At 63.9% G+C, this 23,563-nt stretch carries 21 protein-coding genes and 1 pseudogene; 7 read left to right on the forward strand and 15 right to left on the reverse strand.

The features are described from left to right. Nucleotides 1-74: 74 nt before the first annotated feature. From AB4Y42_RS11595 to AB4Y42_RS11630, 8 genes are all read right to left on the reverse strand, one after another. Entirely contained in the window at nt 75-851 is a 777-nt protein-coding gene (locus AB4Y42_RS11595) for an ATP-binding cassette domain-containing protein (RefSeq protein ID WP_368688745.1), read from the reverse strand. After that, the gene (locus tag AB4Y42_RS11600) at nt 848-1,822 is read right to left on the reverse strand and encodes a ribose ABC transporter (RefSeq protein WP_368694228.1); all 975 of its coding nucleotides are present in this window, start codon (nt 1,820-1,822) and stop codon (nt 848-850) included. Before AB4Y42_RS11600 ends, AB4Y42_RS11595 begins: the two co-directional genes overlap by 4 nt. A 19-nt stretch (nt 1,823-1,841) precedes the next feature. Next, nucleotides 1,842-2,822: an ABC transporter substrate-binding protein gene (locus tag AB4Y42_RS11605; RefSeq protein ID WP_205965728.1), complete on the reverse strand. Its 981-nt coding sequence runs from the start codon at nt 2,820-2,822 to the stop codon at nt 1,842-1,844. Between the two features lie 183 nt (nt 2,823-3,005). Then, on the reverse strand, nt 3,006-4,613 hold the full coding sequence (gene ilvA / locus AB4Y42_RS11610; protein WP_368694229.1) for a threonine ammonia-lyase, biosynthetic: 1,608 nt from the start codon (nt 4,611-4,613) through the stop codon (nt 3,006-3,008). Between the two features lie 517 nt (nt 4,614-5,130). Next, nucleotides 5,131-6,159: a ParB/RepB/Spo0J family partition protein gene (locus AB4Y42_RS11615; RefSeq protein WP_368694230.1), complete on the reverse strand. Its 1,029-nt coding sequence runs from the start codon at nt 6,157-6,159 to the stop codon at nt 5,131-5,133. Then, nucleotides 6,149-6,838, reverse strand: coding sequence for a ParA family partition ATPase (parA, locus tag AB4Y42_RS11620; RefSeq protein ID WP_342924965.1), 690 nt, complete (start codon nt 6,836-6,838; stop codon nt 6,149-6,151). The genes AB4Y42_RS11615 and parA overlap by 11 nt, the downstream gene beginning before the upstream one ends. Before the next feature lie 988 nt (nt 6,839-7,826). Then, nucleotides 7,827-9,200 (reverse strand): replication initiation protein, encoded by a 1,374-nt coding sequence (locus tag AB4Y42_RS11625; RefSeq protein WP_368688749.1) that lies wholly within the window; start codon nt 9,198-9,200, stop codon nt 7,827-7,829. A gap of 1,498 nt (nt 9,201-10,698) precedes the next feature. Then, entirely contained in the window at nt 10,699-11,040 is a 342-nt protein-coding gene (locus tag AB4Y42_RS11630) for a DUF4148 domain-containing protein (RefSeq protein WP_368694231.1), read from the reverse strand. Nucleotides 11,041-11,458: 418 nt separating this feature from the next. On the opposite strand from AB4Y42_RS11630, the gene AB4Y42_RS11635 reads away from it, so the two are divergent. The 6 genes and pseudogenes from AB4Y42_RS11635 (at nt 11,459) to AB4Y42_RS11660 (ending at nt 16,187) form a co-directional block, all read left to right on the forward strand. Next, on the forward strand, nt 11,459-12,535 hold the full coding sequence (locus AB4Y42_RS11635) for a HAMP domain-containing protein (RefSeq protein ID WP_368694232.1): 1,077 nt from the start codon (nt 11,459-11,461) through the stop codon (nt 12,533-12,535). A gap of 12 nt (nt 12,536-12,547) precedes the next feature. Further along, nucleotides 12,548-12,940, forward strand: coding sequence for an ATP-binding protein (locus AB4Y42_RS11640; protein WP_368694233.1), 393 nt, complete (start codon nt 12,548-12,550; stop codon nt 12,938-12,940). 3 nt (nt 12,941-12,943) lie between these two features. Next, a complete protein-coding gene (locus tag AB4Y42_RS11645; RefSeq protein ID WP_368694234.1) occupies nt 12,944-13,408 on the forward strand; it encodes a hypothetical protein in 465 nt (154 codons plus the stop codon). Beyond that, nucleotides 13,404-13,988, forward strand: a pseudogene (locus AB4Y42_RS11650) (response regulator transcription factor); the annotation flags it as partial. The gene AB4Y42_RS11645 and the pseudogene AB4Y42_RS11650, both read left to right, overlap by 5 nt. Nucleotides 13,989-13,994: 6 nt before the next feature. Beyond that, complete coding sequence (locus AB4Y42_RS11655) at nt 13,995-15,425, forward strand: sensor histidine kinase (RefSeq protein ID WP_368688753.1); 1,431 nt, start codon at nt 13,995-13,997, stop codon at nt 15,423-15,425. 33 nt (nt 15,426-15,458) lie between these two features. Continuing rightward, nucleotides 15,459-16,187, forward strand: a complete 729-nt coding sequence (locus AB4Y42_RS11660; protein ID WP_368688754.1) for a response regulator transcription factor — start codon at nt 15,459-15,461, stop codon at nt 16,185-16,187. 138 nt (nt 16,188-16,325) lie between these two features. Here the strand turns inward: AB4Y42_RS11660 and AB4Y42_RS11665 are convergent, their stop codons facing one another. From AB4Y42_RS11665 to AB4Y42_RS11690, 6 genes are all read right to left on the reverse strand, one after another. Then, nucleotides 16,326-16,610: a DUF4148 domain-containing protein gene (locus tag AB4Y42_RS11665; protein ID WP_368694235.1), complete on the reverse strand. Its 285-nt coding sequence runs from the start codon at nt 16,608-16,610 to the stop codon at nt 16,326-16,328. Between the two features lie 51 nt (nt 16,611-16,661). Then, nucleotides 16,662-17,336, reverse strand: coding sequence for a response regulator transcription factor (locus AB4Y42_RS11670; protein WP_324155931.1), 675 nt, complete (start codon nt 17,334-17,336; stop codon nt 16,662-16,664). Nucleotides 17,337-17,373: 37 nt separating this feature from the next. Beyond that, nucleotides 17,374-18,393, reverse strand: coding sequence for a LysR family transcriptional regulator (locus AB4Y42_RS11675; RefSeq protein ID WP_368694236.1), 1,020 nt, complete (start codon nt 18,391-18,393; stop codon nt 17,374-17,376). Nucleotides 18,394-18,440: 47 nt separating this feature from the next. Then, a complete protein-coding gene (locus AB4Y42_RS11680) occupies nt 18,441-18,830 on the reverse strand; it encodes a hypothetical protein (RefSeq protein WP_368694237.1) in 390 nt (129 codons plus the stop codon). 208 nt (nt 18,831-19,038) lie between these two features. Beyond that, on the reverse strand, nt 19,039-20,478 hold the full coding sequence (locus AB4Y42_RS11685) for an MFS transporter (protein WP_368694238.1): 1,440 nt from the start codon (nt 20,476-20,478) through the stop codon (nt 19,039-19,041). A 45-nt stretch (nt 20,479-20,523) separates the two neighbouring features. Then, on the reverse strand, nt 20,524-21,126 hold the full coding sequence (locus AB4Y42_RS11690) for a TetR/AcrR family transcriptional regulator (protein ID WP_368694239.1): 603 nt from the start codon (nt 21,124-21,126) through the stop codon (nt 20,524-20,526). Nucleotides 21,127-21,290: 164 nt separating this feature from the next. On the opposite strand from AB4Y42_RS11690, the gene AB4Y42_RS11695 reads away from it, so the two are divergent. Then, nucleotides 21,291-22,379 (forward strand): HPP family protein, encoded by a 1,089-nt coding sequence (locus tag AB4Y42_RS11695; RefSeq protein ID WP_368694240.1) that lies wholly within the window; start codon nt 21,291-21,293, stop codon nt 22,377-22,379. An 18-nt stretch (nt 22,380-22,397) separates the two neighbouring features. On the opposite strand, the gene AB4Y42_RS11700 is transcribed toward AB4Y42_RS11695, so the two are convergent. After that, a complete protein-coding gene (locus AB4Y42_RS11700) occupies nt 22,398-23,396 on the reverse strand; it encodes a sodium:calcium antiporter (protein WP_368688761.1) in 999 nt (332 codons plus the stop codon). Nucleotides 23,397-23,563: the final 167 nt, after the last annotated feature.

The raw sequence follows: 23,563 nt of genomic DNA on the forward strand, positions 1-23,563 counted from the left end.
CATGCGGTGAGGGTTCGAGCCGACATTGTCCATCGAATGCCCGCACCGCGCAGGCGAATGCACCACGCCAGGTTTCAGTGCGCGCCGTTCGAATACGTGTCGCCTACCATCAGCCGCACGATTTCGTCGCCGTCGGTGTCGACCACGCGCCGCTCGCCCGCCACTTCGCCGCGCCGCAGCACGACGATGCGCTCCGCCACGGCGAAAATATCGTGCAGGTTGTGCGAGATGAGAATCACGGCCACGCCCTGCGCCTTGAGCCCGCGGATCAACTCCATCACCTTGCGTTGCTCGGGCACACCGAGCGCCGCGGTGGGCTCGTCCATGATGAGCACGCGCGCGTTCCAGTAAATCGCGCGGCCTATCGCAATGGCCTGGCGCTGGCCGCCCGAGAGCATTTTCACGGGGCCCGTGAGTTTTCGCGGTGGAATCACGATATCGAGCCGCTCGAGCACTTCGCGCGCCACCCGCGCCATCTGCGGCCGGTCGATCACCTGGAAGCCTAACAGCCGTCGCACGGGCTCGCGGCCGAGGAAGATGTTGCTGCCCACGTCGAGATTGTCGGCGAGGGCGAGATCCTGATAGATCGTTTCGATGCCCTGCGAGCGCGCATCCTGCGGATCGCGCAGCTGGAGCGGACGGCCTTCGAAATGCAGATCGCCCGCATCGGCGCGATACACGCCCGAGAGGATCTTGATGAGCGTGGACTTGCCCGCGCCGTTGTCGCCCGCGAGCGCCAGCACTTCGCCAGGCATCAGCCGCAACGACACGCGCTTGAGCGCCTCCACGCCGCCAAAGCGGATCGAGACGTCGCGCGCCTCCAGAATCGGCGTGCCGCTCGCGCCGCTCATTGCGCGCCTCCGAGCCGATCCTTGTACTCGTCGATCAGCACCGAAAGAATGATGACGATGCCGACCACGATGAATTGCCAGAACGCGTTGACGTCGATGAACACGAGCCCGAATTCGATCACGGCGATGATGAGCGCGCCGATCAGCGTGCCGATGACATTGCCGGTGCCGCCAAAGAGACTCGCGCCGCCGATCACGACCGCCGCGATCGAATCGAGCAGCATGGGTTCGCCCGCGTTGGCCGCGCCCGCGGCGAAGCGCGCCGTGTAAACGATGCCGCCCACGGCCGCGAACGCCGCCGCAATCAGATAGATCGCGAACAGATGACGGCGCACGTTGATGCCCGCGCGCACCGCCGACTGCGGATTGCCGCCTATCGCATAGGTGTACTGGCCGAAGCGTGTTTGCGAGAGCACGAAGTGCATGACGACGAGCAGCACCGCCGTGAGGATCACGGGCGTCCAGCCGCCACCGAGCCATGCGAGCCCGGGATTGTTGACGGAGACGGTCATGCCGCTGCCTGCAGCGAGAAAGCCCACGCCGCGCGCGACGCCGTACATGCCGAGCGTACCGATGAAAGCGGGCACACCGAGGCGCGCGATCAACACGCCGTTCACGAAGCCTGGAATCAGGCATACGAGCACCGTGAGCGGAATCGACAGCAGCAGGATCCACGGCGATGCGCCGCCGGGAATCGTGAACTGCGCGACGCACACCGCCGCGAGCCCCATCACGAAACCCACCGAAAGATCGATGCCTGCGGTGATGATCACGAAGGTCTGACCGATGGCCAGCAACAGCGGCGCGCTCGCCGCAAGCCCGATCGACTGCAGGTTGTACGCGTTGAACACGAATGACCGATGCGCCGAGATGCGCGCCCACGCCTCGAAGAAAACGAGCAGCGTGCCGAGAAAGAGCCACGGCCAGACCTTGCTGACGAGCGCGAGCCTGTCGAGTCGTTTGTCGTTCATGTGGCTCTGTGCGCGTGGCTTAGTTCGAATAGATGTACTGCTTCATCTCCGGCTTGTCGATGTTCGACTTGTCCAGCACCACGAAGCCCGTGCCCTTGTAGGTGGGAATCTTCTTGCCGTGGATGGCGTCGGCGGCGAACTTCACGGCGTCATAGCCCATCTCGTCGGGAAGCTGCGCAATGGCGATATCGACGAGACCGCTTCTGATCTGCTCGTCGATGCCCGGCACGGCGTCGAACACGACGACCTTCACCACGCCCTGCTTGCCCGCGTTCTTCACGCCTTGCGCCGCGCCTGCGCCCGAAAACGTGTTGGCGCCGAAGACGCCCGCGAGGTCGGGATTGCGCGCAAGCACCGCCGCCACGTGCGAGGCGGCGCGATTGGCGTCGTCCTCGTTGTACTGGGTCTCCAGCACCTTGATGTTGGGGTGCTTCTTCATCTCTTCCATGAAACCTTGCGCGCGTGCGTCGGTGCTGGAAATGCCCGGCTTGTTGTTCTCGCAATAGACAGTGCCCTTGTCGCCGATCGCCTTCGCGAGCGCGCGCGCCGCCACGTGGCCGCCTTCCAGGTTGTCCGAAGCGACATAGGAGAGCGGGAAGTCGGCGTCGCCCTTGCCGGTTTGATAATGGCCGTCGCCGATATAGGTGTCGACGGTGATGACCTTGATGCCGGCGTCGGCGGCTTCCTTGAGCGGGCCGATGAGCTGCTGCTTGTCGACGGGCGAAACGAGCAGCACGTCGGGATGCTTGGCGATGAACGCCTTGAGGATCGGCACCTGTTCCGTGGTGTTCCAGGCCTTCGGAACCTGGAACAGCAACTGGATGTTTTCTTCCTTCGCCGCGCGCTCGGCGCCGCGATGCATCGTGAAGTAGAAGGGATCGGTGACGCCGGGCAGCAGCGCGACGACGGGATGCGCCGCGTCCGCGTGCGCCACGCCGGGCAGCGCGCCGGCGACGATCGTGGAAAGAGCCATCAGACAGCCAAGAGCGATGCGCAACATGTTTGTCTTCCTCCAGGTGAATCCGACGCACGGCGCCCATTCTTCCCGAGGCGACCACGCCCGGCAGCAGTGGCTCAGTATACTGACGCGCACTGCTGCGGGGCCTGGTGTTTTCCTGCACTCTTACTGCGCTTTATGCGCTTCAGATGCAGGCGTCCCGATTGGTGGGACGACTGACTATTTTCATTGCAGGAACAACCGGTACGCCGGATTGCTCGTCTCTTCCCAGTGCGGATAGCCGAGCGTGGCGAGAAAGCGGCGGAACTCGGCATCTTCGGCGGCGGGCACCTGGATGCCCACCAGAATCGAGCTGTAGTCGGCGCCCTGGTTGCGGTAGTGGAACAGGCTGATGTTCCAGTTCGGCGCCATCGACGAGAGAAAGCGCATGAGCGCGCCCGGCCGTTCCGGAAACTCGAAGCGGAACAGACGTTCGTCGTGCGCGAGCGGCGAGCGACCGCCCACCATGTAGCGGATGTGCTGCTTCGACAGCTCGTCGCCCGTGAGATCGACGCTCGGAAAGCCGTGATCGACGAAGGTCTTCGCGATCTGCTGCGACTCGCCGCGGTTGCGGATCTGCACGCCCACGAAGATGTGCGCGCGCTCGGCGTCGTCGATGCGGTAGTTGAACTCGGTCACGCTGCGCGTGCCGACCAGTTCGCAGAAGCGCTTGAAGCTGCCGCGTTCCTCGGGGATCGTCACGGCGAACACCGCTTCGCGCGCCTCGCCCACCTCGGCACGTTCGGCCACGAAGCGCATGCGGTCGAAGTTCATGTTCGCGCCCGAGGTGATCGCCACCAGCGTCTGGCCTTCAATGCCCTCGCGCTCCGCATACTGCTTCGCGCCCGCCACGGCCAGTGCGCCTGCGGGTTCGAGCACGCTGCGCGTGTCCTGGAAGACGTCCTTGATCGCGGCGCAAAGCGCGTCCGTATCGACCGTGAGCACTTCGTCGAGATACTGCTGGCAAAGGCGGAAGGTTTCCTCGCCCACCAGTTTGACGGCCGTGCCGTCCGAGAACAGGCCGACTTCGGTGAGCTCCACGCGCCTGCCGGCCTGGATCGACTGCGCCATTGCGCAGGAATCGTCGGTCTGCACGCCGATCACCTTGATCTCCGGACGCACGGCCTTCACGTAGGCCGCCACACCCGCAGCCAGCCCGCCGCCGCCGATCGGCACGAAGATCGCATGAATCGGGGCCTGATGCTGGCTCAGCACTTCCATCGCCACGGTGCCCTGGCCGGCGATCACGTGGGGATCGTCGAACGGATGCACGAAGGTCAGGCCGCGTTCTTCCTGCAGGCGCACGGCATGGGCGTAGGCGTCGCTGTACGACTCGCCGGCCTGCACGACCTCGACGGTCGCGCCGCCGTGGGCGCGCACGGCATCGACCTTCACCTGCGGCGTGGTCACCGGCACGCAGATCACGGCCTTCACGCCGAGCTTCGCCGCCGACAGCGCCACGCCCTGCGCGTGATTGCCCGCGGAGGCGGTGATCACGCCGCGCTCGAGCTGCGCGGGCGAGAGATGCGCCATCTTGTTGTAGGCGCCGCGCAGCTTGAAGGAGAACACCGGCTGGTTGTCCTCGCGCTTGAGGAACACGGCGTTGCGCAGACGCGCCGAGAGGTTCGGGGCGCGCTCGAGTTCGGTCTCGCGGGCGGCGTCGTAGACACGCGCCGTGAGAATCTTGCGGAGATAGTCGTTTTCGTCGCGACGAGGCTGAGCGGAATCAGTGGCTTCGGCGACTTCGGTGGCTTCGTTTGCTTCGGCGGTGGGGCGGATTTGATGCACCTGCATGACGGCTCCTGTACTCACTTTCGTTTTGGCCAGGAGGCGGAAACAAAAAACCCCGCCTCGTGGGGCGGGTTGTTGTCACTGCTGCCAGACGTACGCTAACCCACCATTCGTTGAATGGTGCTAATAATCAGCGCAATCGTGAAAAGGCGGCAGTTCATCTCACCAAGCATGACCTGGGGGGCGGGCGTTGTCAATCGCTCACAATCTTGTGGATTGTAATGCACTACAAATTACGTCTTGTTTGCTACGTTTTTCGCCTGGCGCGGATATCGCCACGACGGAAAATCCAAAAAGCGCAATTTAAGCCTGTCTCAGCTAACATGTTTCGTGAAACATTCTAGAAAACTCTGTCTAACCCTTTGATTTTAAATCAGTATGCCTGATTCCGCATTTTTTCTCTTCTGTTTCACGGATTCGACCCCGGTGGTGGCTCGCGTACGGCTCACCTCACCGCTACAACGAAAAAGGGCGTCTGACGATGCCCTCCCCTGCTGCCGTTAGCCGATGGTCGCGATGCTCAGGTCGTCGTCCCGGTTGTATCCATTTCCGAAGCCCATTGCTCGATGACCGCTTTGACGCGCTCGGCCAGACGTTGCTGATCGGAAGGCGCGATGCCCTTCAGGCTCAACTCCGCGCGCCCGTCGCCGAACAGCTTCAGTTCGCCTAGCGCGACGCCATCCGGTCGGTTGAACTGGACACGGGACTGGTAGTGCGTACGGCGCGGCCCGACGCTGCGCGCCCCCGCTTCCGCCGAGGCCGCCGCCTCGAGCTTGCGCACGCTCGCCTTCCCTTCGACCACCTGCTGAAGCCAATGCTCGGCGACCGTTGCGCCCGCACGGTCGAAGATCAGCTTGATGTTGTAGGCGTGTCCGAGTCCGACGTCCTTGCGATTCTGCGCCATTCTCTGCAGCAGATAAGGCGGCAGCGACGTGAGCGCAATCACCTTGCTGATGTGCTTCGGATCTTCGCCTACGGCCACTCCCAACTCGATCTGGTCGACGTAGACACGATCGTCGAGCAGTTTCTTCCACGCGAGCGCATCGTCGAATACCGTCTGCTCCTCGCGCTCCTTGTTGGCGTGATAGGCGCGCAGGTACAGGTTCTGGTTGTCGAGACCCTCGCGGACATCGGCGTCGATGAACTTGTCGCCGCGCGAACGCGCAGCGCGAATACGCCGCTCGCCGTCGACGATCACATATTGGCCGGGAAACGCTGCGAGTCTCGTGACCAGGATCGGCGTGATCTGCCCTTGCGTGGCAAAGCTTTCGGCCAGCTCGTCGATCGTCTCCGCGCTATAGAACGCGCGCGGATTGTAGGGATTGGAGACGACATCTTCGACCGAAATCTTCCGGACCGCATGCAGCGAAAGCGGTGCCTCGATGACTTCGGCAGGCTGGTCGGCCGGGGTGTCCGCGACGTTGGACGCGCCCGCGTCGCGCTGCGCGATATTGACGACATCGGCTTCGGCGAGACGCTCGCCAGCCGAAACGCGCTCGGCAGCCATGCCTGCGCGGACCTTGCTGGTGAAATTCAGCTTAGCGGCCATCGACCATCTCCTCTTCTTCATCCTGAACCAGCGCGATGATCTCGTTGTAGACGGCGCTGATCTCGTCCTTCGCGACTTTCGTCCCGCGCACGCCGCGCACATCGAAGACGGTGCGGCCGAGCGCTGCCGTCTGGCGATAGAGCTCTCGCTGTTTGATGGTTGCCGAAAATACGCGGACGTTGCTCTCGGCAAGGATGGCGCTCATCTGCGTGTGCAGGAGCGTCTTCGAATTAGATTTATTCAGCAAAATTGCGAATTTTCCGGCCGGGTTGGCCACGCGGGTTCGCTCGACCAACTCCATCATCCCTTCGCTACTCCAGATGTCGATCGGCGATGCATCCGTCGGAATGACAGTGGCGTCGGCGACGGCAAGAACGCGCGCGGTAGTCAGATCGTTGATATTGGGCGGGCAGTCGACGATGACGACGTCGTAGTCGTTCGCCAACGCGGCGATCTCCGGCCCAATCATCTTCTCCAGCTTGTGAATGCTGCCGACGCGGAACGGCAGAGGCGTTTCGGGACCTGCCGCCGCACACCAACTCATGCAAGATTGCTGACCATCGGCATCGGCGACATAGACCTTATAGCCTTCAGCCTGAAATGCCCCAGCCAGATTCATGCTGGTGGTGGTTTTGCCAACCCCACCTTTTTGGTTCGCTACGGCTATCACGAGACCCATTCGTTTCTCCATGCAATTGTTCAACAGCGGACGAGCCTCCGAGGCGCACTCTCCACGTGGAGACTCCAGCAAGTCATTCGAGAGTCTAATGGCAACTTAAAGTAAATTCTAGGATTTCCGCCTCAGACGTTGTCAGTTCACAACCAATTGGCCGAACGGATAAGGTTTGGACGCACCGGAGAAGGTTGGCGAGCGGGCGGATTGACTGGATTGCGATATTTCAACGATGGTGGAAGCTGATCTCCACGTGGAGATCGCAGACTGCTGCCATCGCAGCATACGGAACTCGCGTGCTCGTAGATCAATTAGATCAATTAGACACGGCATCTTTGCATAGCCGTGTAATGCGCTTGTGACGGTGGGGGGAGTGGAAAAGTTTGAGTTGGAACGAAGCACTGGAGCGGCATTTCCCGGCGGAGGGGCATTGAGCAAATCTCCACGTGGAGAGTCATCGGCTTGACCTCGATTTGCCCCTCGCTGTGAGTGCGCTGTGGATGAGCCAGAAACGATCCAGCCTGTACGGATATCCAGCGAATCTCCACGTGGAGATTCATCAATCGCCATTCGAGAAAAATACTAGCGCGTGAGTAACTTGTATCAAGGATGGCCGGCTGGGTTGTGACAGCAAGCGAATACTGTCCACTACGAATGCGTCTGCGAACCTGTACATTCTGGATTGTTTAAAGCAGCGACTCTCCACGTGGAGATCAACGCGAACAGCACCAAGTAACCAAGCGGCATCAGCAGCCTCTGCGAGCCGAGACGAATCACGAATATCACTCCGCAGCACTCAAGCAGTCGAAGCCGGGCCCACCACGAAGAAATCCAGCCTGTCTAACAAGCAGAAAAATCGGAATATATATTTAGCTACGATTTCTACGTCGTTATATTTAGCCAAATTTCCTTGCCCGCGGCCCGTGTGTCCTCACAGCGAATCGCACAAAAAAAAACGGCGGCCGAAGCCGCCGTCCCGTTTCTTCGATCGCTTTCACTCGTCCCGGGCTTTCAACGCCAGATCGATTTCCGCAGCCTGCAGGCCTTCGCCCCCAGCGGGCGCCTGTTGTCCGCTCAACAGGAATTCGAGCAGATCGGCAGCAGTCGGTTGGCCCCAGGTGTCCAGCACCACCCAACGGAAGAAGTTCGTCGACGCCATCTTGCTCGGCACCTTCGCCGTCGACACCTTGAGCTTGTCCATGCCGACCGTCTCGTTGTAGCGCTTGATCAGCGCAGTCTGATCGTCGTACTCGAGTTCGTTGAAGTAGGCGCGCGCCTCATTGATCTTCGCGGCGATATAGCGGTCCTTCACCTGATCCTGACTTTCTCTCGCGCGGCCAGCGTCGGCGGCGGGCGAGGCGGCATTCGCACCGGGCAACTCGTAGCCCTCGGTCAGCGCCTTGCGGAAATACGCCGCCACGTTGGCGAGCGGCGCCGCGTTTTTCTGCGCCACCCGCGCCGCGGTATAAGCCACCGCTGTGCGAATCTTGTCCTCGCCGTATTGCTTGAGCAGGCGCCGCGCCTCGGAAACCGGGATGCTGAACTTCGACATCTCGCCGATCAGCAGCGTTTCGTTTGCCCGCAGTTCCTGGGACGGATCGGTCTCCGGCTTGCGGGTCACGCGGAACTGCAGGGCGACGACCGAGCGTCCCACCTTGTGCTCGATGAGCTCGAAATTGTGATCCGATATCTCGTTGACTTCCTTGATGCAGGGCACCAGTACACGGCTCTTGAACTGCTTGTAGAGCTTGTACGATTGCGCCGAAGTATCCTGCCCAAGGATCAGGTCGCGCAGCGTCGCGAGCGGAAAGCGCGCCGTCACACCCACGGCCTCGTAGCGAACGACGTTCTCCCACAGCGCGAGCGAATGCGCCTTCCTGAACTGACGCGTGATGCGCATATCGATCATCGCGTAGATTTCAGGATTGAGCAGTTCGCCGCGAATCTGCTCGGAGAAGGTGTAGCGCAATACCGATCGCTCGAGTTCGGCGCCGGCGAGCAAACCGGAGGCCTTCCAGATGCTGCGTTTGTCCTGTGTGAGGTAGTCCCAGTTGACGACCGTGCTGATGAGCGAGTTGATCGTTTCCTTGACGTACTCGGTGTTGTTACTGTTCAGATCGACGTCCTGGGAGAGGGCGGAGATCGTGATCTCGAACGACGAGCGGCCGCGGTCGAGGGAATCCTGGCGAATGGCGTTCTTGATCAGCGAGCTGAACATCTTGCGCTGCTGCAGGCTGATCGATCCGGACTTCGGTGCGATATGAATCGCCGGAACGGCCTTGCGGAACAGATCAGGCGGCTGGCCTTGCTGGAATACGAGTGCACCTTGTTTGTCGGCGTCGCCGGCTTCGGCCTTTTTTCTTGCCATATGAACCACGATAAAAGGGAACCTGGTCGGTTGGTAACTGTATACCAAGCGACCAGGTGACTCAAGGCCGCAAACGCAATCGTGACGCGGCACGACACCCACGGGCGAAGAGCATTGACAGGCGGCGATTCTGTGCCTCGATAGCTACCGGGAACCCGTCCTGGGCACCCAGAACAGACCCCCGCACATGAACCCATAACTGGTGACCTTTGCATCGCCGCGCCCTGAAAACCATCCCATAGGCAGTGACCTTTAGGTCAAATGTGAGTACTCACTCTGTGAATGTCGGCTCCACAGGTAGCCGTCCATGGGATTTTCGCGTTGCTATCCAGGTTGTCGCCCGAAGCGGGTCAGCCAAGCCTCAACACGCTCATGACGCCCATAAATGGCGACCTGAACCGGCTCCCACAAACGGCTACCCATACGGAGGCAAAAGTCGGCGCCGGAGGTCTGGGAATCAGCGCTTGCTCCCATACCAGGTGACCTATACCGCATCCCATAGGCTGTTACCTGGCTCCAGCGAGCTTCTCCGCGTGCAAGGATTCATGCGGGGGAGCCAATTCGGCGCTCGATTGCACCGGGATTCCTCTCCCGACAGGCCACCATATCCGGTTACCCAAGGGAATTCCCAAAAACGGTTACCTGAGCTGAGGCAAGGAGACCTCTTGAACGCAGTCGGGAAGGGCACCTCATCCCATAAGCGGCGACCTTCACCGACTCCCATAAACCGTGACCTGAAGGCAAAACCGCTCCTTTTCCCATAGCGGGCGACCTTCCCCCCATATCCACAACCCGTAAACCCCATGCCCGGCTACCGAAGTCCCATATCCACAACCCGGAACTCCCATACCCGGGACCGCAAATCCCATAACGCGCCACCAAATCGGCCGCAGAGCCTTGCCTGGTAACGGTTTGCGGCGCCTAAAGGTTTACTAAAGTTGTTAAAGCGTAAAAGGTAAACACTGAAACACGCGTTCGATGAGAAAGACGTCTCCCAAAACCGGGGACCTTAACGCATGTGAGTGGTCACCAACCTCCGTAACCCCATTCCTGGTTACCTAGCCCGTCTACCAACGCTTTGCGGGCACCATAGACCACTACCTAAGCCCCCTCTTCTTGAGAATCGACTTTTAGATATTGGATCAAGCCATTGAATCATCGAGAAAAATCCCTGAATGGTCTCCGCCTATGGTGCCGTTCCTGGATCAAAGGTAACTGCCTATGGGAGCAGCTGAATGACTACAAAGCCAGTGGATCTCCACCATAAAGCGCTTTGCCGGCCCCGGACACCCGCTCGATCCAGGCCACGGGGGGCGAGCGACCTGGAGAAGGGCACTCGTTGACCAATTTGGACGAACCGATCCTCCCATTTCCGGTTACCCAACTCAGGTCACCAGATATGGGAGCCGGCGAAGGTCCACCTGGGCGCGACCCGCCGCGGGCACGAAAAGCCACGCGCCAGCCGGACAAGGTGCACTGCACAAAATCCATCGGTGACCTACGGCCCGCCGAGCGCTTCCTGATCCCAGTCCGAATTCGCGGGAAAGGTCACCGCGGCCGCGGTGTGCTGCGGCAGGCAATCGCTGCGGTACAGATCGGCGAGACGCTGCTGGGCGGCTTCGATATCGGCGGGATAGGTGTTGTCGTCCGAGTTCGGTTCGTAACCTACCGCCTCGAGTTCACCGAGTTCCCGTATCAGATCCGCATGCGTGACCTCATGGGCCGGTTTGACGAACGGGTAGCTGTGGCATTCCTGTTGCGTGAGATGCGGCGCGGCGACCGCGCTCACGCTCAACGCTCCCACAAACGGCACCCATACGAACTTCAGCCATGACTTCATGATGCATCCTCCTTTTGATGAACCCGCAACGAAATGACAAAGCGCGAACGCGCGAAAAAGCGGATTCGAGGATAAGGAGGTGCCGACGCTGGATCCGGCTCAGCAGGATGACAGAAGGTTCATCTGCCCCACGCGCGCGTGACGCGAGAACTCGCGTACGCACGAATTGACAAATTGACAGGTCCGCGTCACATGCCAGTAAGAAGATGACGCGCTCTTCATTGCCGTGATGCCGTTGTGTCGGGGGCCCGCCTCTATGATGGCCAGGCACGAGCGCATCCGCGTTCGTGGGTTCGCCAGTGAGTCGTCGAGCCGGCCATTCATTGCCATCGGGGGTAGCCATGTCAGTCTGCGAGAAAGCACCGCGCGCACGCGTGCCGGCCTTGCCCGACTCGGGGCTCCGCATGCGAGGCGCGCGATGAACCTGCCCGCCTGGGTGGCGCTCGGGCGTGGCCTGTTCCTTCCGGCGTCGTCGCGGGCGGCGCCGGACGTGCGGGACATGGGCAGCGACCACTGGCAGACGACCACGTTCCGCTGGTTCACCGCTTACGCAGCGATCTTCTCGCTCGCATTCATGGCGCTGCTCGGCGTGATCGAATACTCGGTGACGCGCGCGATGATGCGCGAGACCGACAGCGGCCTGCGCTGGCAACTGCGCTACTTCGATTCGCGCAGCGACGCGAGCCTCGCCGACGCCATCGACGCGCGCCTCGCACGCCCCGACCGGCGCGACAACTTCTACGGCCTGTTCGCGCCGGACGGGCGCTGGCTCGCCGGCGATATCCGCACGATACCCACGGGTCTTGCGCTCGGACACTACGGCCAGTCGCACGAGCACACGCGCGGCCAGACCTTCGCGCTCGATCCCGGCTCCGCGCGATCGTCCCTGCGCGTCATGGGCGAGATTCGACCCGATGGCGCGCGCCTCGTCGTCGCGCGCACGCTCTCCGACGTGCGCCACGTTCATGACGAACTGATGAAGGCGTCGATCGGCGGCGGTCTCCTGTGTCTCACCGGCAGCCTGTGCGCCGGACTCGTGCTGAGCATGCGGCAGATCCGGCGCGTCGCCCAGATCAAGCGCGCCACGAGACGCATCGCGAACGGCGACCTCGCGATGCGGCTGCCGGTCGTCGGGCGCGACGAACTCGACATGCTCGCGCATCTCGTGAACCGCATGCTCGACGAAGTCGAGCGCCTGATGGGCGAGGTGAAGAGCGCCTGCGACGGCATTGCCCACGATCTGCGCACACCGCTCACGCGCTTGCGCCTGCGCCTCTCACACGGCGCCGAAGCGATGGAGCAGCGCGGCGAGGCGGTGCTCGCTGGCGTGCTGGTTGGTGTGCGAGGGGAGGCCGATGCCGTGCTCGGTCGTTTCTCTGCACTCCTGCGCATTTTGGAGATCGGCGCGATCGATCGCCGCCGCGGTTTTGCGAGCGTGGCCCTGGCCGATCTCGTGCGCGAGCTATGCGAACTCTATGCCCCGCTTGCCGAGTAAATAGGCATCGACATGCACGCCGCCAGCGCGCCGCTCGAACCCATTCACGCCGACCGCGCGCTGCTCTTCGAAGGGCTGAGCAATCTGCTCGACAACGCCATCAAGTTCGCGCCGCGCGGCGGCGCGATGCAGGTCGAGTTGCGCGCGGGCTCGCGCGGACCGCAGCTCGCCATCGCCGACAACGGACCCGGCATCGCGCCCGGCGAACGCGCCGCGGTGCTGGGGCGCTTCTATCGCAGCGAGCGCACCCGCCACCTTCCGGGCACCGGCCTCGGGCTCGGCATCGTCTCGGCGATTGTGCGGCTGCACGACTTTCGCCTTGCCATCGGCGCGGCGAATCCGGGGACGATCGTCACGCTCGACTGCTGGACGCATCAAGCGCGCCACGGCCACGCGGGCCCGTAAACGATGAGACTCCTGCTGTGCTCGTCCTCGAGTACCGAGCGAAGCTACCTGTACAAGGCGTTGAGCGAGAGCCTGAACAGCGTCGAGGTTGCCGATAACGTCGAGTACGCCGTCTATCTCGCGTCGCAGGAGCCGTTCGATACGGCGTTCCTCTGCGCTGCCGCGTCCGAGGCGCACGATGGCATCGCCAGCGCGCTTGAGGCCTTCACGCGTTTGCCCGACGCGCCGGCGATCGTCGTTGCGCTCACGCGCGCGACGCCCGCGGACTGCGCGCGCCTGCTGCACGCGGGCGCCGATGCGTGCTTTGTGCAGCCCTGGTCCATTATCGAAATTCAGGAGCGCATGCTCGCGCTACGCCGCGGCGCGCTCGTTCACGCGAGCGCGCCGCTCGTGCGCCTCGACCCGTCCACGCGCGACCTCGTGGAGGGCATCTTGCGCGTGCCGCTCACCACGCGCGAGGGTCGATAACGGCCGCGACGGCATGGCGCGCGCGATGAGCGACGAATACGACGCCATTACGCTCGACCGTATGCTGCCGGGCGTGGACGGCCTGTCGATCCTCACGGCCATGCGCACGGTCGGCATTCAGACGCCGGTGCTGATGCTGAGCGCGCTCGGCGATGTAGACGAACGCGTGCGCGGCCTACGCGCGGGCGGCGACGACTATCTCACCAAGCCTTTCGACCCCGAGGAACTCACCGCGCGCCTCGAGGTGCTGCTGCGCCGCCGCCAGGCCGCAAGCGTCGCTCGCGAGGCCGCGCTGCGCGTAGGGCCGCTCGAACTCGACCTGATTTCGCGCAAGGTGCGCCGCGACGGCGAAGAAGTCGTGCTGCTGCCGACCGAGTATCGCGTGCTCGAATTCATGATGCGCCATGCAGGCAAGACCATCACCCGCACCATGCTGTTCGAAGCCGTATGGGGCTACCACTTCGATCCGGGCACCAACCTGATCGACGTGCACATGGGCCGTCTGCGCAAGAAAATCGATCCGCCGGGCGTGCCGCCGCTCATTCAGACCGTGCGCGGCTCCGGCTACATTCTCGGATAAACCGCTTTGTCGAGTCGTTCTTCTTCCGCCGCGTCCGCGCCGTTGCGCCGGCGCTGGCCCACCACGACGTTCCGCTGGCTGTGCGCCTACACCGCGCTGTTCGGCGTCTTTCTCACGCTGCTGGTCGGCTTCATTGCGTGGACCGCGAGTACGACGATCGAGCGCGATGCCGATTCGATCATGGGCTGGCAACTCATCTATTTCGATTCGATTCCCGATGCGCAGTTGCCCGAGGCGATTCATCAGCGGCTCGAACACGAGCGCATGCACGTCAATTATTGTGGACTCTTTACGAGTGACGGCCGCTATGTCGCGGGCGACCTGCTCGCACCGCCGCCGCACCTGACCTACACGCGCGAAGGCAGCACGCACGCCCATACGGTGAAGCTGCTCGATCGCGACGTATCGCCTGTGGTCCGCGCCATGGGCGAGGTGCGGCCGAGCGGCTTGCGCCTCGTCGTCGCGCGCGACATGACGAGCGTGCTGCGCATTCGCAAGATCATGGTGCGCACGCTCGCGGCAGGTGCCGTGCTCGCGCTGCTTGCGGCCGCGGCGGGCGGCCTCGTGCTCGGCATGCGCCAGATCCGGCGCGTGCGCGAAATCCGCCGGGTGACCGAATGCATCGCGCGCGGCGACCTCGATCGGCGCCTGCCCGTGGGCGGCGACGACGAACTCGACATGCTTGCCCATCTCGTGAACCACATGCTCGACGAAGTGGAGCGGCTGATGGGCGAAGTGAAGGGCGCTTGCGATGGCATCGCGCACGACCTGCGTACGCCGCTCGTGCATTTGCACACACTGCTCGCGCGCGTGGCCGAGCGCGACAGCGTGCGCGGCGACGCCGCCGGTGCGGTGCTGCTCGATCAGGCACGCACCGAAACCGGCCAGCTGCTCGAACGCTTTCGCGCGATGCTGCGCATCTCCGAGATCGGCACGCTGCAACGACGCGGCGGCTTCGCGACCGTCGACCTGCACGAACTGGTGCAGGAACTCGCCGACCTCTACGAGCCGCTCGCCGAGAGCCGCGAACTCGAATGGCGCATCGCGGCCGAGCCCGTCGCCGAGATTCACGGCGACCGCGCGCTGCTGTTCGAGGCGTTCAACAATCTCATCGACAACGCCATCAAGTTCGCGCCGCAAGGCGGCGTGGTGAGCGTGACGCTGCGCTCGACGCCGCTCGGCCCCTTGCTCGAAGTGGCCGACAACGGTCCCGGCATTGCGCCTGGCGAGCGCGCGGCGGTCCTGCAGCGCTTCTATCGCGGCGAGGCGGTGCGTCATATCGCCGGCTCGGGCCTGGGGCTTTGCGTCGTGGCCGCGGTGATGCGCGTCCATGACTTCACGCTGCGTATCGACGACGCGCGCGAACTGGCGGGCGAAAAGCCTGGCGGCCCGGGTACGCGCATGAGCGTGGAATGCTGGCCGCGCTCGCTCGCCTGACACCTCCCGTCCGGCCGTCGGACTCTCGCCGTCATGCGCATCCTCCTTATCTCCCCGAATCACGCTGAAGGCGCCTGGCTCCAGAAGGCCCTGCACGAAAGCGCGCACAGCTTGCAGCGTGCGGAAGACCTGCGCGACGGGCTTTTCGTCGCCGGAGAGGAGCCATTCGATGCGGTGATCGTCGTGGCGCTCGACAGCGCGCTGCTGCCTGCGCTGCACGGCATCCTGCCCTGGCTCGCCAGGGTCGCGGCTGGCGCGACGATCATCGCCGTGCTCGGCATCGAAGCGAACGCGAGCGAGCGCTCGAAGGTGCTGCGCGCGGGCGCCGACGCGTGCTTTCACCACCCGTTCTCGTTCATCGAAATGCACGAGCGCATGCACGCGCTATTGCGCACCACGGCGGCGTGCGGCGTCGTCGTGCAGGGCGTACAGTCCGCGCCGACCGCAAGCGGCGCACAGCCCGTCCAGAACGCGCCGCAGTTCGATGCCGGTACGCGCGAGATCGTGGAGGGTGCGCGCCGCGCGGAGCTCACGCGCCGCGAGTACCTGCTCGTCGAATGCCTGCTGCGTCAAACCAACGTGCCCGTGCCGCGCGACCAGATGATCCGCTACGCGTGGCCCGAGAAGGACGACATCGACGCTTCGACCGTCAACCTCGTCGTTTCGCGGCTGCGGCGCAAGCTCGCGCGCGAGGGCATCGAAATGCGCATCCACACCATCAGCCGCTACGGCTATCAACTGACCTTGCCGACGTTCGACTGATGCGCGCGTTGAGGTAACCGTTTGTGGGAACCGGTTACCTATCCGCGCCCGGACGCGTGAGTTTGTTAACATCGAAAAGCAAACGGCACGCTGAGCGCGTGCCGTTCACCTGTGCCTGAAAAACCCCGCCTGTCGTGCTCAATGCGCGTAGAGCGTGGAGTTCAGGTACGCAAGCTGACCGTCCTGCTCCGCCTGAACGAGCTCGTGGTACACCTCGGCACGCGTCTTTTCATGGACCGGTTGCCCATAAGGGGGTACCCATCCGCCGGGCGCAACGGTGGGGGCCGTGTCGTTCGCCGCGACCTGGGTGGCTGCCGCGGGCTGGTTGGCCTGTGTGCCGGCTGCGGGTGCCGAAGTCTGTGCAAAAGCGGACGTGGCGGTGACGACACCGGCGAGCGCAGCGATGATCATGAGAGCCTTCATGTAACTAGTCCAATGGAAGCAGAAAGAACGGCGGCAATGTTGAAGATCGCGTCAGCCGAGCAGATAACCCGAGCCGCGTATCGTGCGGATCAGCGAGGGTTGGCCCGGTGTATCCACGCGGTTGCGCAGGCGTCCCACGTGCACGTCGACGAGATTGGTGCCCGGGTCGAAGCGGCCGCCCCACACGCCTTCGAAGATCATGGTGCGCGTGAGCACCTGGCCCGCATGGCGCATCATGAATTCGAGCACGCGCAGCTCGGTGGGGCGCAGGCGCAGCACCTTGTCGCGGCAACTGAGCCGGCGCTTGACGAGATCGAGTTCGAGCGGGCCCACACGCAGTACGGTTTCCGTCGTCGTGGGGCGCGTGCGCCGGCGCACCAGCGCTTCGACACGGGCGGACATCTCGTCGATCGAAAACGGCCGTGTGAGGTAGTCGTCGCAGCCGGCCCGCAGGCCCTGGATGCGCTCCTCCACACCGGTGGTCGAACTCATCACGATCACCGGTGTTTCGATCCCCACGCCGCGCATGGTGGTGACGATCGTGAGACCGTCGAGATCGGGCAGGCGCCGCTCGAGCGCGACGACGTCATAGTCGCCCGCCATCACCATCGCTATGCCCTCGCGGCCCGAGCGGGCAACGTCGACGGTAAAGCCGGTCGAGGCGAGCGTGGGCACGACGGTTCGCTCGGTAACGGCGTCGTCTTCAATGGTTAGTATTCTGGGCATAGCTTTACACGTGTGACGAAGAGAACAGAAAGCCGCATCAGGCAACCGCGCGCAGCGGCGCCGGCGCGGACCGCGTCTGCGCCACGTGCGTGCGGAACTGCTCCACGGCGAAGTCGATGAAACTGCGGATCTTCATCGTGAGGTAATTGCGGCCGGAATAGACGATCGAGATGTGCTGCACGCCGCCGTTCACGTCGAACGCGTTGAGCACGGGCAAGAGCGCACCGCGCGCGAGGTCGTTGGCGACGAGAGGCAGCGGCAGCAGCGCGATGCCCATGTCGGCGAGCGCGGCGGCGCGCACGGTAGCGTAGCCGTTGGCGGTCATCGGGCCGTTCACGTTGATGCGCTGCACGCCCTCGGCGTTCGAGAACTCCCAGTGGCGCGGCGCATCGGAAACCGCGAGCAGGCCGTGGTCGGCCAGGTCGGCGGGATCGCGCGGCATGCCGTGGCGCGCGAGCCAGGCGGGCGTGGCCACCAGCATCTCCTCGATCGAGGTGAGCTTGCGGCTCACGAGCGAGGCATTCACGCTCTGGCGGTCGGTCGCGAAGCAGACGTCGAAGCCGCCTTCGATCAGGTCGATGTGCGTGTCGTACGCCGTCACGTCGAATTCCACGCGCGGGTTGACTGCGCGATACGCACCGAGCACCGCGGGCAGTCCCGAGCTTGCAAACACGGCGGGCGCGGCGATGCGCAGCACGCCGCTAGGGTCGCGCGTGGCGCGCACGAGTTCCGATTCGACTTCATCGAGCTTCTCGATCACGGCGCGACAGCCATCGAGATAGAGGCGTCCGGCTTCGGTGAGCGAAAGGCTGCGCGTGGAGCGGTTCAGGAGGCGCATGTTCAGGTGCGCTTCGAGCATGCAGACGCTGCGCGTGACGGCCGCGGCCGACATGCCGAGCTGCTTGCCGGCAAGGTTGAAGCTGCTCAGATCGCGACGACGCGCGTAAAGACGCGCATGGCTTGGAGCTGGTTCATGGGCGATAGTCCTGCGCTGACGCGCCGCCACGAGGGCGAGCGCGGGCATCGACGCCGCGCATGGCGGCGACGTTTCATCCACGCTACGTGCGTGGTCAGACGGGAAGAATGAGTGGGCCGGCAGCGCGCCTAATTGGGCAGCGCTTGCGCATAGGCATGCGCTTCGTGCTGCGCGGCGGCTTCGTGGGCCGAGAGTGCGGCCTTGAGCCGATGCAGGCTTTCGGTGGGAATGGCGAAACCCGCCCAGCCAAGGCCGGTATGGCGTAGAAACACCACGGTGCCGTCGAAGAGAGGATTGCGTTCCGTGTACCAGCTCGGATCGATCTCGAGCACATACTGATGCGAGCGCAAAGGTTGCTCGGGAACCGCCGGCTGCATGAGCGCGCGCAGCTTGCTGAGTTCCTCGATCAGACCGTCCACATCGGGCGCGTCGAGCAGGGCGGCTTGACCGCCGACCTTCACGCACACCGCGTGCTGGCCGTATTCGTTGACGAGTTCGATCGACATCGGCTTTTGCATGTTGCGTTCCTCGCAGTGCTGAAACTGGAAGGCATTATCGGTGCCCAATCGGAACGCATGCTTTAAGTTGCGGCGCACTCCAGATGAAAACTAATTTAGAAAGCGACGATCCGCTTTCCCGTCATAGCGGCATGGCGCACAGGCCGTGTTAGTCACGCGTCCCGATGCATGGCCATCGCTTCATGCAGGCGCAATCGAAGCACGTATTTCACACGTGTTGTTTGCGCAATTGCGGCACGGGATTATTGCGGCCGCCGGCGAGAAACGCTGCAACGAAAAGCAGCATGCCGATAATCGCAACGGTCGTCGCGAACGCGCGAGCCACCTGCGCGCTGCTCGCATCCGGCCCGGCAAGCGCAAAAAACAGGCCGCCGAGCAGCGCCACTGCGAGCGCGGCACTCACCTGCAAGAACGAGCTGACGAGCCCGGCGGCAAGACCGGACCAGCGTCGATCGACACATTCGACATTGCGCCTGACGAGCGCGGGCAGCGCCACGCCCTGGCCGAAACCGATCAGAAAGAGCGACGCGCTCAGCGCGTGCAGATGTTCGTCGTGAACAAGCATGGCAGTCCAAAATAATCCGCAGCCCTCGATCGCCATGCCGGCAGCCGCCGAACGATGCCCGAAAAGTCGCGCGATCAGCGGATTGAGCAGCGGCCCGACCAGAAAGCCGACGCCCAGTGGCAGAATACGCAAGCCGACTTCGAGCGGTGCGAGCCCGAGCGCACGCTGTACGTAAATCGCGAACATCATGAAGAACGGTGCGAGCGAATAGAAGAAGAGCGTGGCAACGAGCCCGCGCACGAGACCAGGCGCGGCGAAGATGACGGGCGGCACGAGCGCATCGCGCCCGGCGGACGCGACGCGCGCCTCGTAGCGCCAGAAGATCGCGAACAGGGGCGCGGCGGCAATGAGCGACACCCACGTCCAGACCGGCCAGCCGCGCTCGCGGCCTTCGATCAGCGGCACGACGAGCGCAGCCAGCGCCACGGCGAGCAGGACCATGCCGCCGGGATCGAGCTTCGCGGGGTGGTTCGAGCGGCTTTCACGCACGAGCCAGTACGCCGCAGGCGCGGCCGCCATCACGACTGGCAGGTTGATGAGAAAGATGCTGCGCCAGCCGAGCCCGAACACGTTGGCCGAAACGAGCACGCCGCCGAGCGCCTGGCCGGCGACCGCTGCGATCCCATAGGCGGCACCAAAGAGACTGAGCGCAAGCCCCTTCTGGTGCGCCGGAAAGAGCGCATGGATCGACGCCAGCGCCTGAGGCGCCATGACGGCCGCGGCGGCGCCCTGAAGGATGCGTCCCGTCACCAGCGCAGCGGGCGAGCTGGCGAACCCGCACACGGCCGAAGCCGCTGCGAACGCGAGGATCCCTACGAGGAAGATGCGTCGCCGTCCGTACAGGTCGCCGAGCCGGCCGCCCGTAATGAGAAAGATTGCGTAGGTCGCCGCATAGGCCGAAATCACCAGCTGCGCGATGTCGGCGCTGGCATGCAGGTCGGCCTGCATCGACGGCAGCGCGACGTTGACGATGAAGAAGTCGAGCGGCGGCAACAGCGTGCCCATCAGCAGCACCGTCAACGCCCACCAGGTGCGCGCGCCCGCTCGCGTGGGCGGCATTTCCACAGTCGAAAGGTTCGTCATGCGGCCTCCATATGGAACCATTCAGTTCCCAATTAAGCAAAAAAACTAGCGGATGGCGCCGAGCGCGATTTCAGCGATTGCATCCATCGCATTCTCGCCGGCGTCGGTCTTGCCCAGCACGCGCATGCCTTCGATCGTGCAGAGCAGGAAGCGCGCGAGATCGTCGGCATTCTGGCCGGCGGCCAGTTCGCCCGCGGCCTGGCCACGCCGGATCGCGCCGGCGAGCAGCGCCTGCATGCGCGTGAACATGTCCGTGACGCGGGCTTTCACCTCGGCGTCGAAGGGCAGACACTCGGTGGCGGCGGCTGTCACCGGGCAGCCAGCAAGCCCTTCGAGGCCGGCGGAAAGGCGCACGTAATGACGCAGCGCCTCGCGCAGCGCGGTGCGCGCCGAGGCGTGCCGCAGGTTGCGCGTGAGCCGAGCGATACCGCGCTCGGTGTAGAAGTCGAGCGCCGCGAGAAAGAGCTGGTGCTTGTCGCCGAACGCCTTGTAGAGGCTGCCGCGCGAGAGTTGCGTCCCTTCGATCAGGTCGGGCAGCGACGTTGCCGCATAGCCGCGCGCGCGAAATACCTCTAGCGCGTTCTGCACGGCTTCCTGCTCGTCGAATTCGCGTGGACGGCCGGGGCCAGAACGGGTATCGGGTTTCATGTCGTTATTGTAGACCAAACGATTCCGAATTGCCGAGAAAAAACACGCGCGGCGAATCCAAACATGCATACAGGATGAATTATATGTACGCACAGAAATATCAATTGTTGATATTCGGCGTGCGTCGGTAATCTGGCCGACATACCGACCAGCCCGCCCCAGCTATGTCCCGCATCGCGCTCATCGAATGGTTGACGAGTTTCGTGCCCAACCCGGCCGCGCCGCAATGGCGCGAGCGGGGGCGGCGCTGTGCCGGAGCGTTGATCGGCATCGCGTTCACGGGACTCGCAACCCATGTGATGTTCGGCGCGGCGGGCGACATCCCGCTGCTCGTGGCGCCCATGGGCGCGTCCGCGGTGCTGCTGTTCGGCGCGTCGGACAGCCCGCTTGCGCAACCGTGGTCGATTCTCGGCGGCAACTTCGTCTCCGCGCTGGTGGGCGTGGCGTGCGCGCAATGGATCGCGTCGCCGGTCGCGGCGGCTTCCGTGGCGGTGGCGCTCGCGATCTGCGCGATGTTCCTGTGCCGCTGCGTGCATCCGCCTTCAGGCGCGGTCGCGCTGACCGCCGTGCTCGGCGGCCCCGCTGTTCATGCGCTCGGCTTTCACTTCGTGCTCGCGCCGATCGTGTTCCAGTCCTTTGCGTTGCTCAGTGCGGCGCTCGCTTTCCACGCGCTGACCGGGCACCGCTATCCGCGCGCCGCATTTCGTCCCACGCCGGAAGCCGCTGCCGCGCCGCTTGCCGCGCTCTCGCAACATCTGCTCGAGCCGCTGGATTTTCCGCAAAAGTCGTTCGAACAACTAACTTGCGAGGAAATCATGTCGATTGGCTGTCCCGCCGTGCCAGCGACCATGGGCGCGCGGGCGGCGCACGAGATGTTCCGCCGCCACGGTGCTTCGACGCTGCCCGTGGTCGATGCGATGGATCGCGTGGTCGGCGTCGTCACGCATCACGCGCTCGGCGACCTCGCACCGGCGGCTGGCCTCAAGCGTATCTGGAACTCGCTGCGCCGCGCGGTGCTGCGCGAGTCGGCGCGCGTGGAAGAAACGGTGGAAGCCGTGATGGCGGCCGGCGTGCACGCGGTCCATCGGGCCACGCCGCTCGCGCATCTGGTACCGATCTTCATCGAGCACGCCTACCACGACATTCCGGTGATGGACGATGCGCGGCGGCTGGTCGGCGTGGTCAGGCATTCGGACATGATCCGCTGGCTCCATCACCACGCGGGCGCCGCCCAGGCCGCCGCGGCAGCCTGAGCCTGGCGCCCGGCCGCGTCACACCACGAACAGCAACGCCGCGAACACCGCATAGAGCCAGCCGACATGCGTGAGCTGACGGCTGCGTACCTTCGGCGCACGAAACGCCCACTGCAGGAACAGGATGGCGACCATCGTCGTCACGGCCGCGAGAATCGAAGGCGTGCCGAGATGCCATGGCGTGAAGAAGAGGCCGAACGCCGTGGGAATAGTGGCCTGAATCATCATCGCGCCGCTGATGTTCGCCAGTGCCAGCCGCTCCTTGCCCTGGCGCACCCAGATGATCGCGTTCATGATCTCGGGCAGCTCGGTGGCGATCGGGCTGAACAACACGGCGGTCAACTGCGGGCTCAGGCCAAGCCACGGTCCCACGGCGCCGATCTGCTGCACGAACAGATGCGAGGCCGCGAAGATCACCGCGAGCGCGCCCAGCGTCTGCAGCAGAATCCACACCATGGCCGGATTGTCGTCGTGCGGGCGCAGCTTCAGCGGCTCGAGATCGGCTTCCACCTCGCCGCTATCTTCAGCGGAAAGCTCCTTCCAGCAGTAGAACGCGTAGGCCGAGAGAAACGCGATCCCCAGTATCGGCTTGAAGCTGAACACCACGAGCCCGAGCGCGATCTTCGCGACGAAGATCGCGAGGAACCAGAGCTGGTCGCGGCGCAGACGGCGCGTATTGACGTCGACGGTAGCCGCGCGCTCGCGGCCCACGCGCTTCGCCGTCGCAAGCAACGCGAAGCCCACCACGGCATAGGCGATCGTGCTGAGCGCGAGCGGCCCGCCAATCGCGGCGCCTACGCCAATTTCCTTGTGCGCGGGATCGCCGCCGAAAGCGACGGCAACGAGCGTGACCACGCTCTCGGGCAGCGCGGTGCCGAATGCGGCGAGGATCGTGCCGGTGGCGGTTTGCGTGACCTTGAGCTTGTGGCCGAGCCACTCGACGCTATTGACGAAGGTCTCGCAGGACAGGTAGATGATGCCGGCCGCGGCAACGAGCAAGGCGAACGTCAAGATCATGACGAACGCCCCGTGGCGCAAATGAGGGGGTGATGGGGGGCGAGACGAGTCATTGTTATTGCCGTGATGTGCGAGCCGGGCACCGAAACCATGACGTATCCCTTCGCCCGGCCCGGGTGAAAGGGAAAACGTCATAGGTCTCGTCAGGCCGCGCTATTGCAGCGATT

The sequence above is a fragment of the Paraburkholderia sp. EG286B genome (genome assembly GCF_040965655.1).
Taxonomy (GTDB): domain Bacteria; phylum Pseudomonadota; class Gammaproteobacteria; order Burkholderiales; family Burkholderiaceae; genus Paraburkholderia.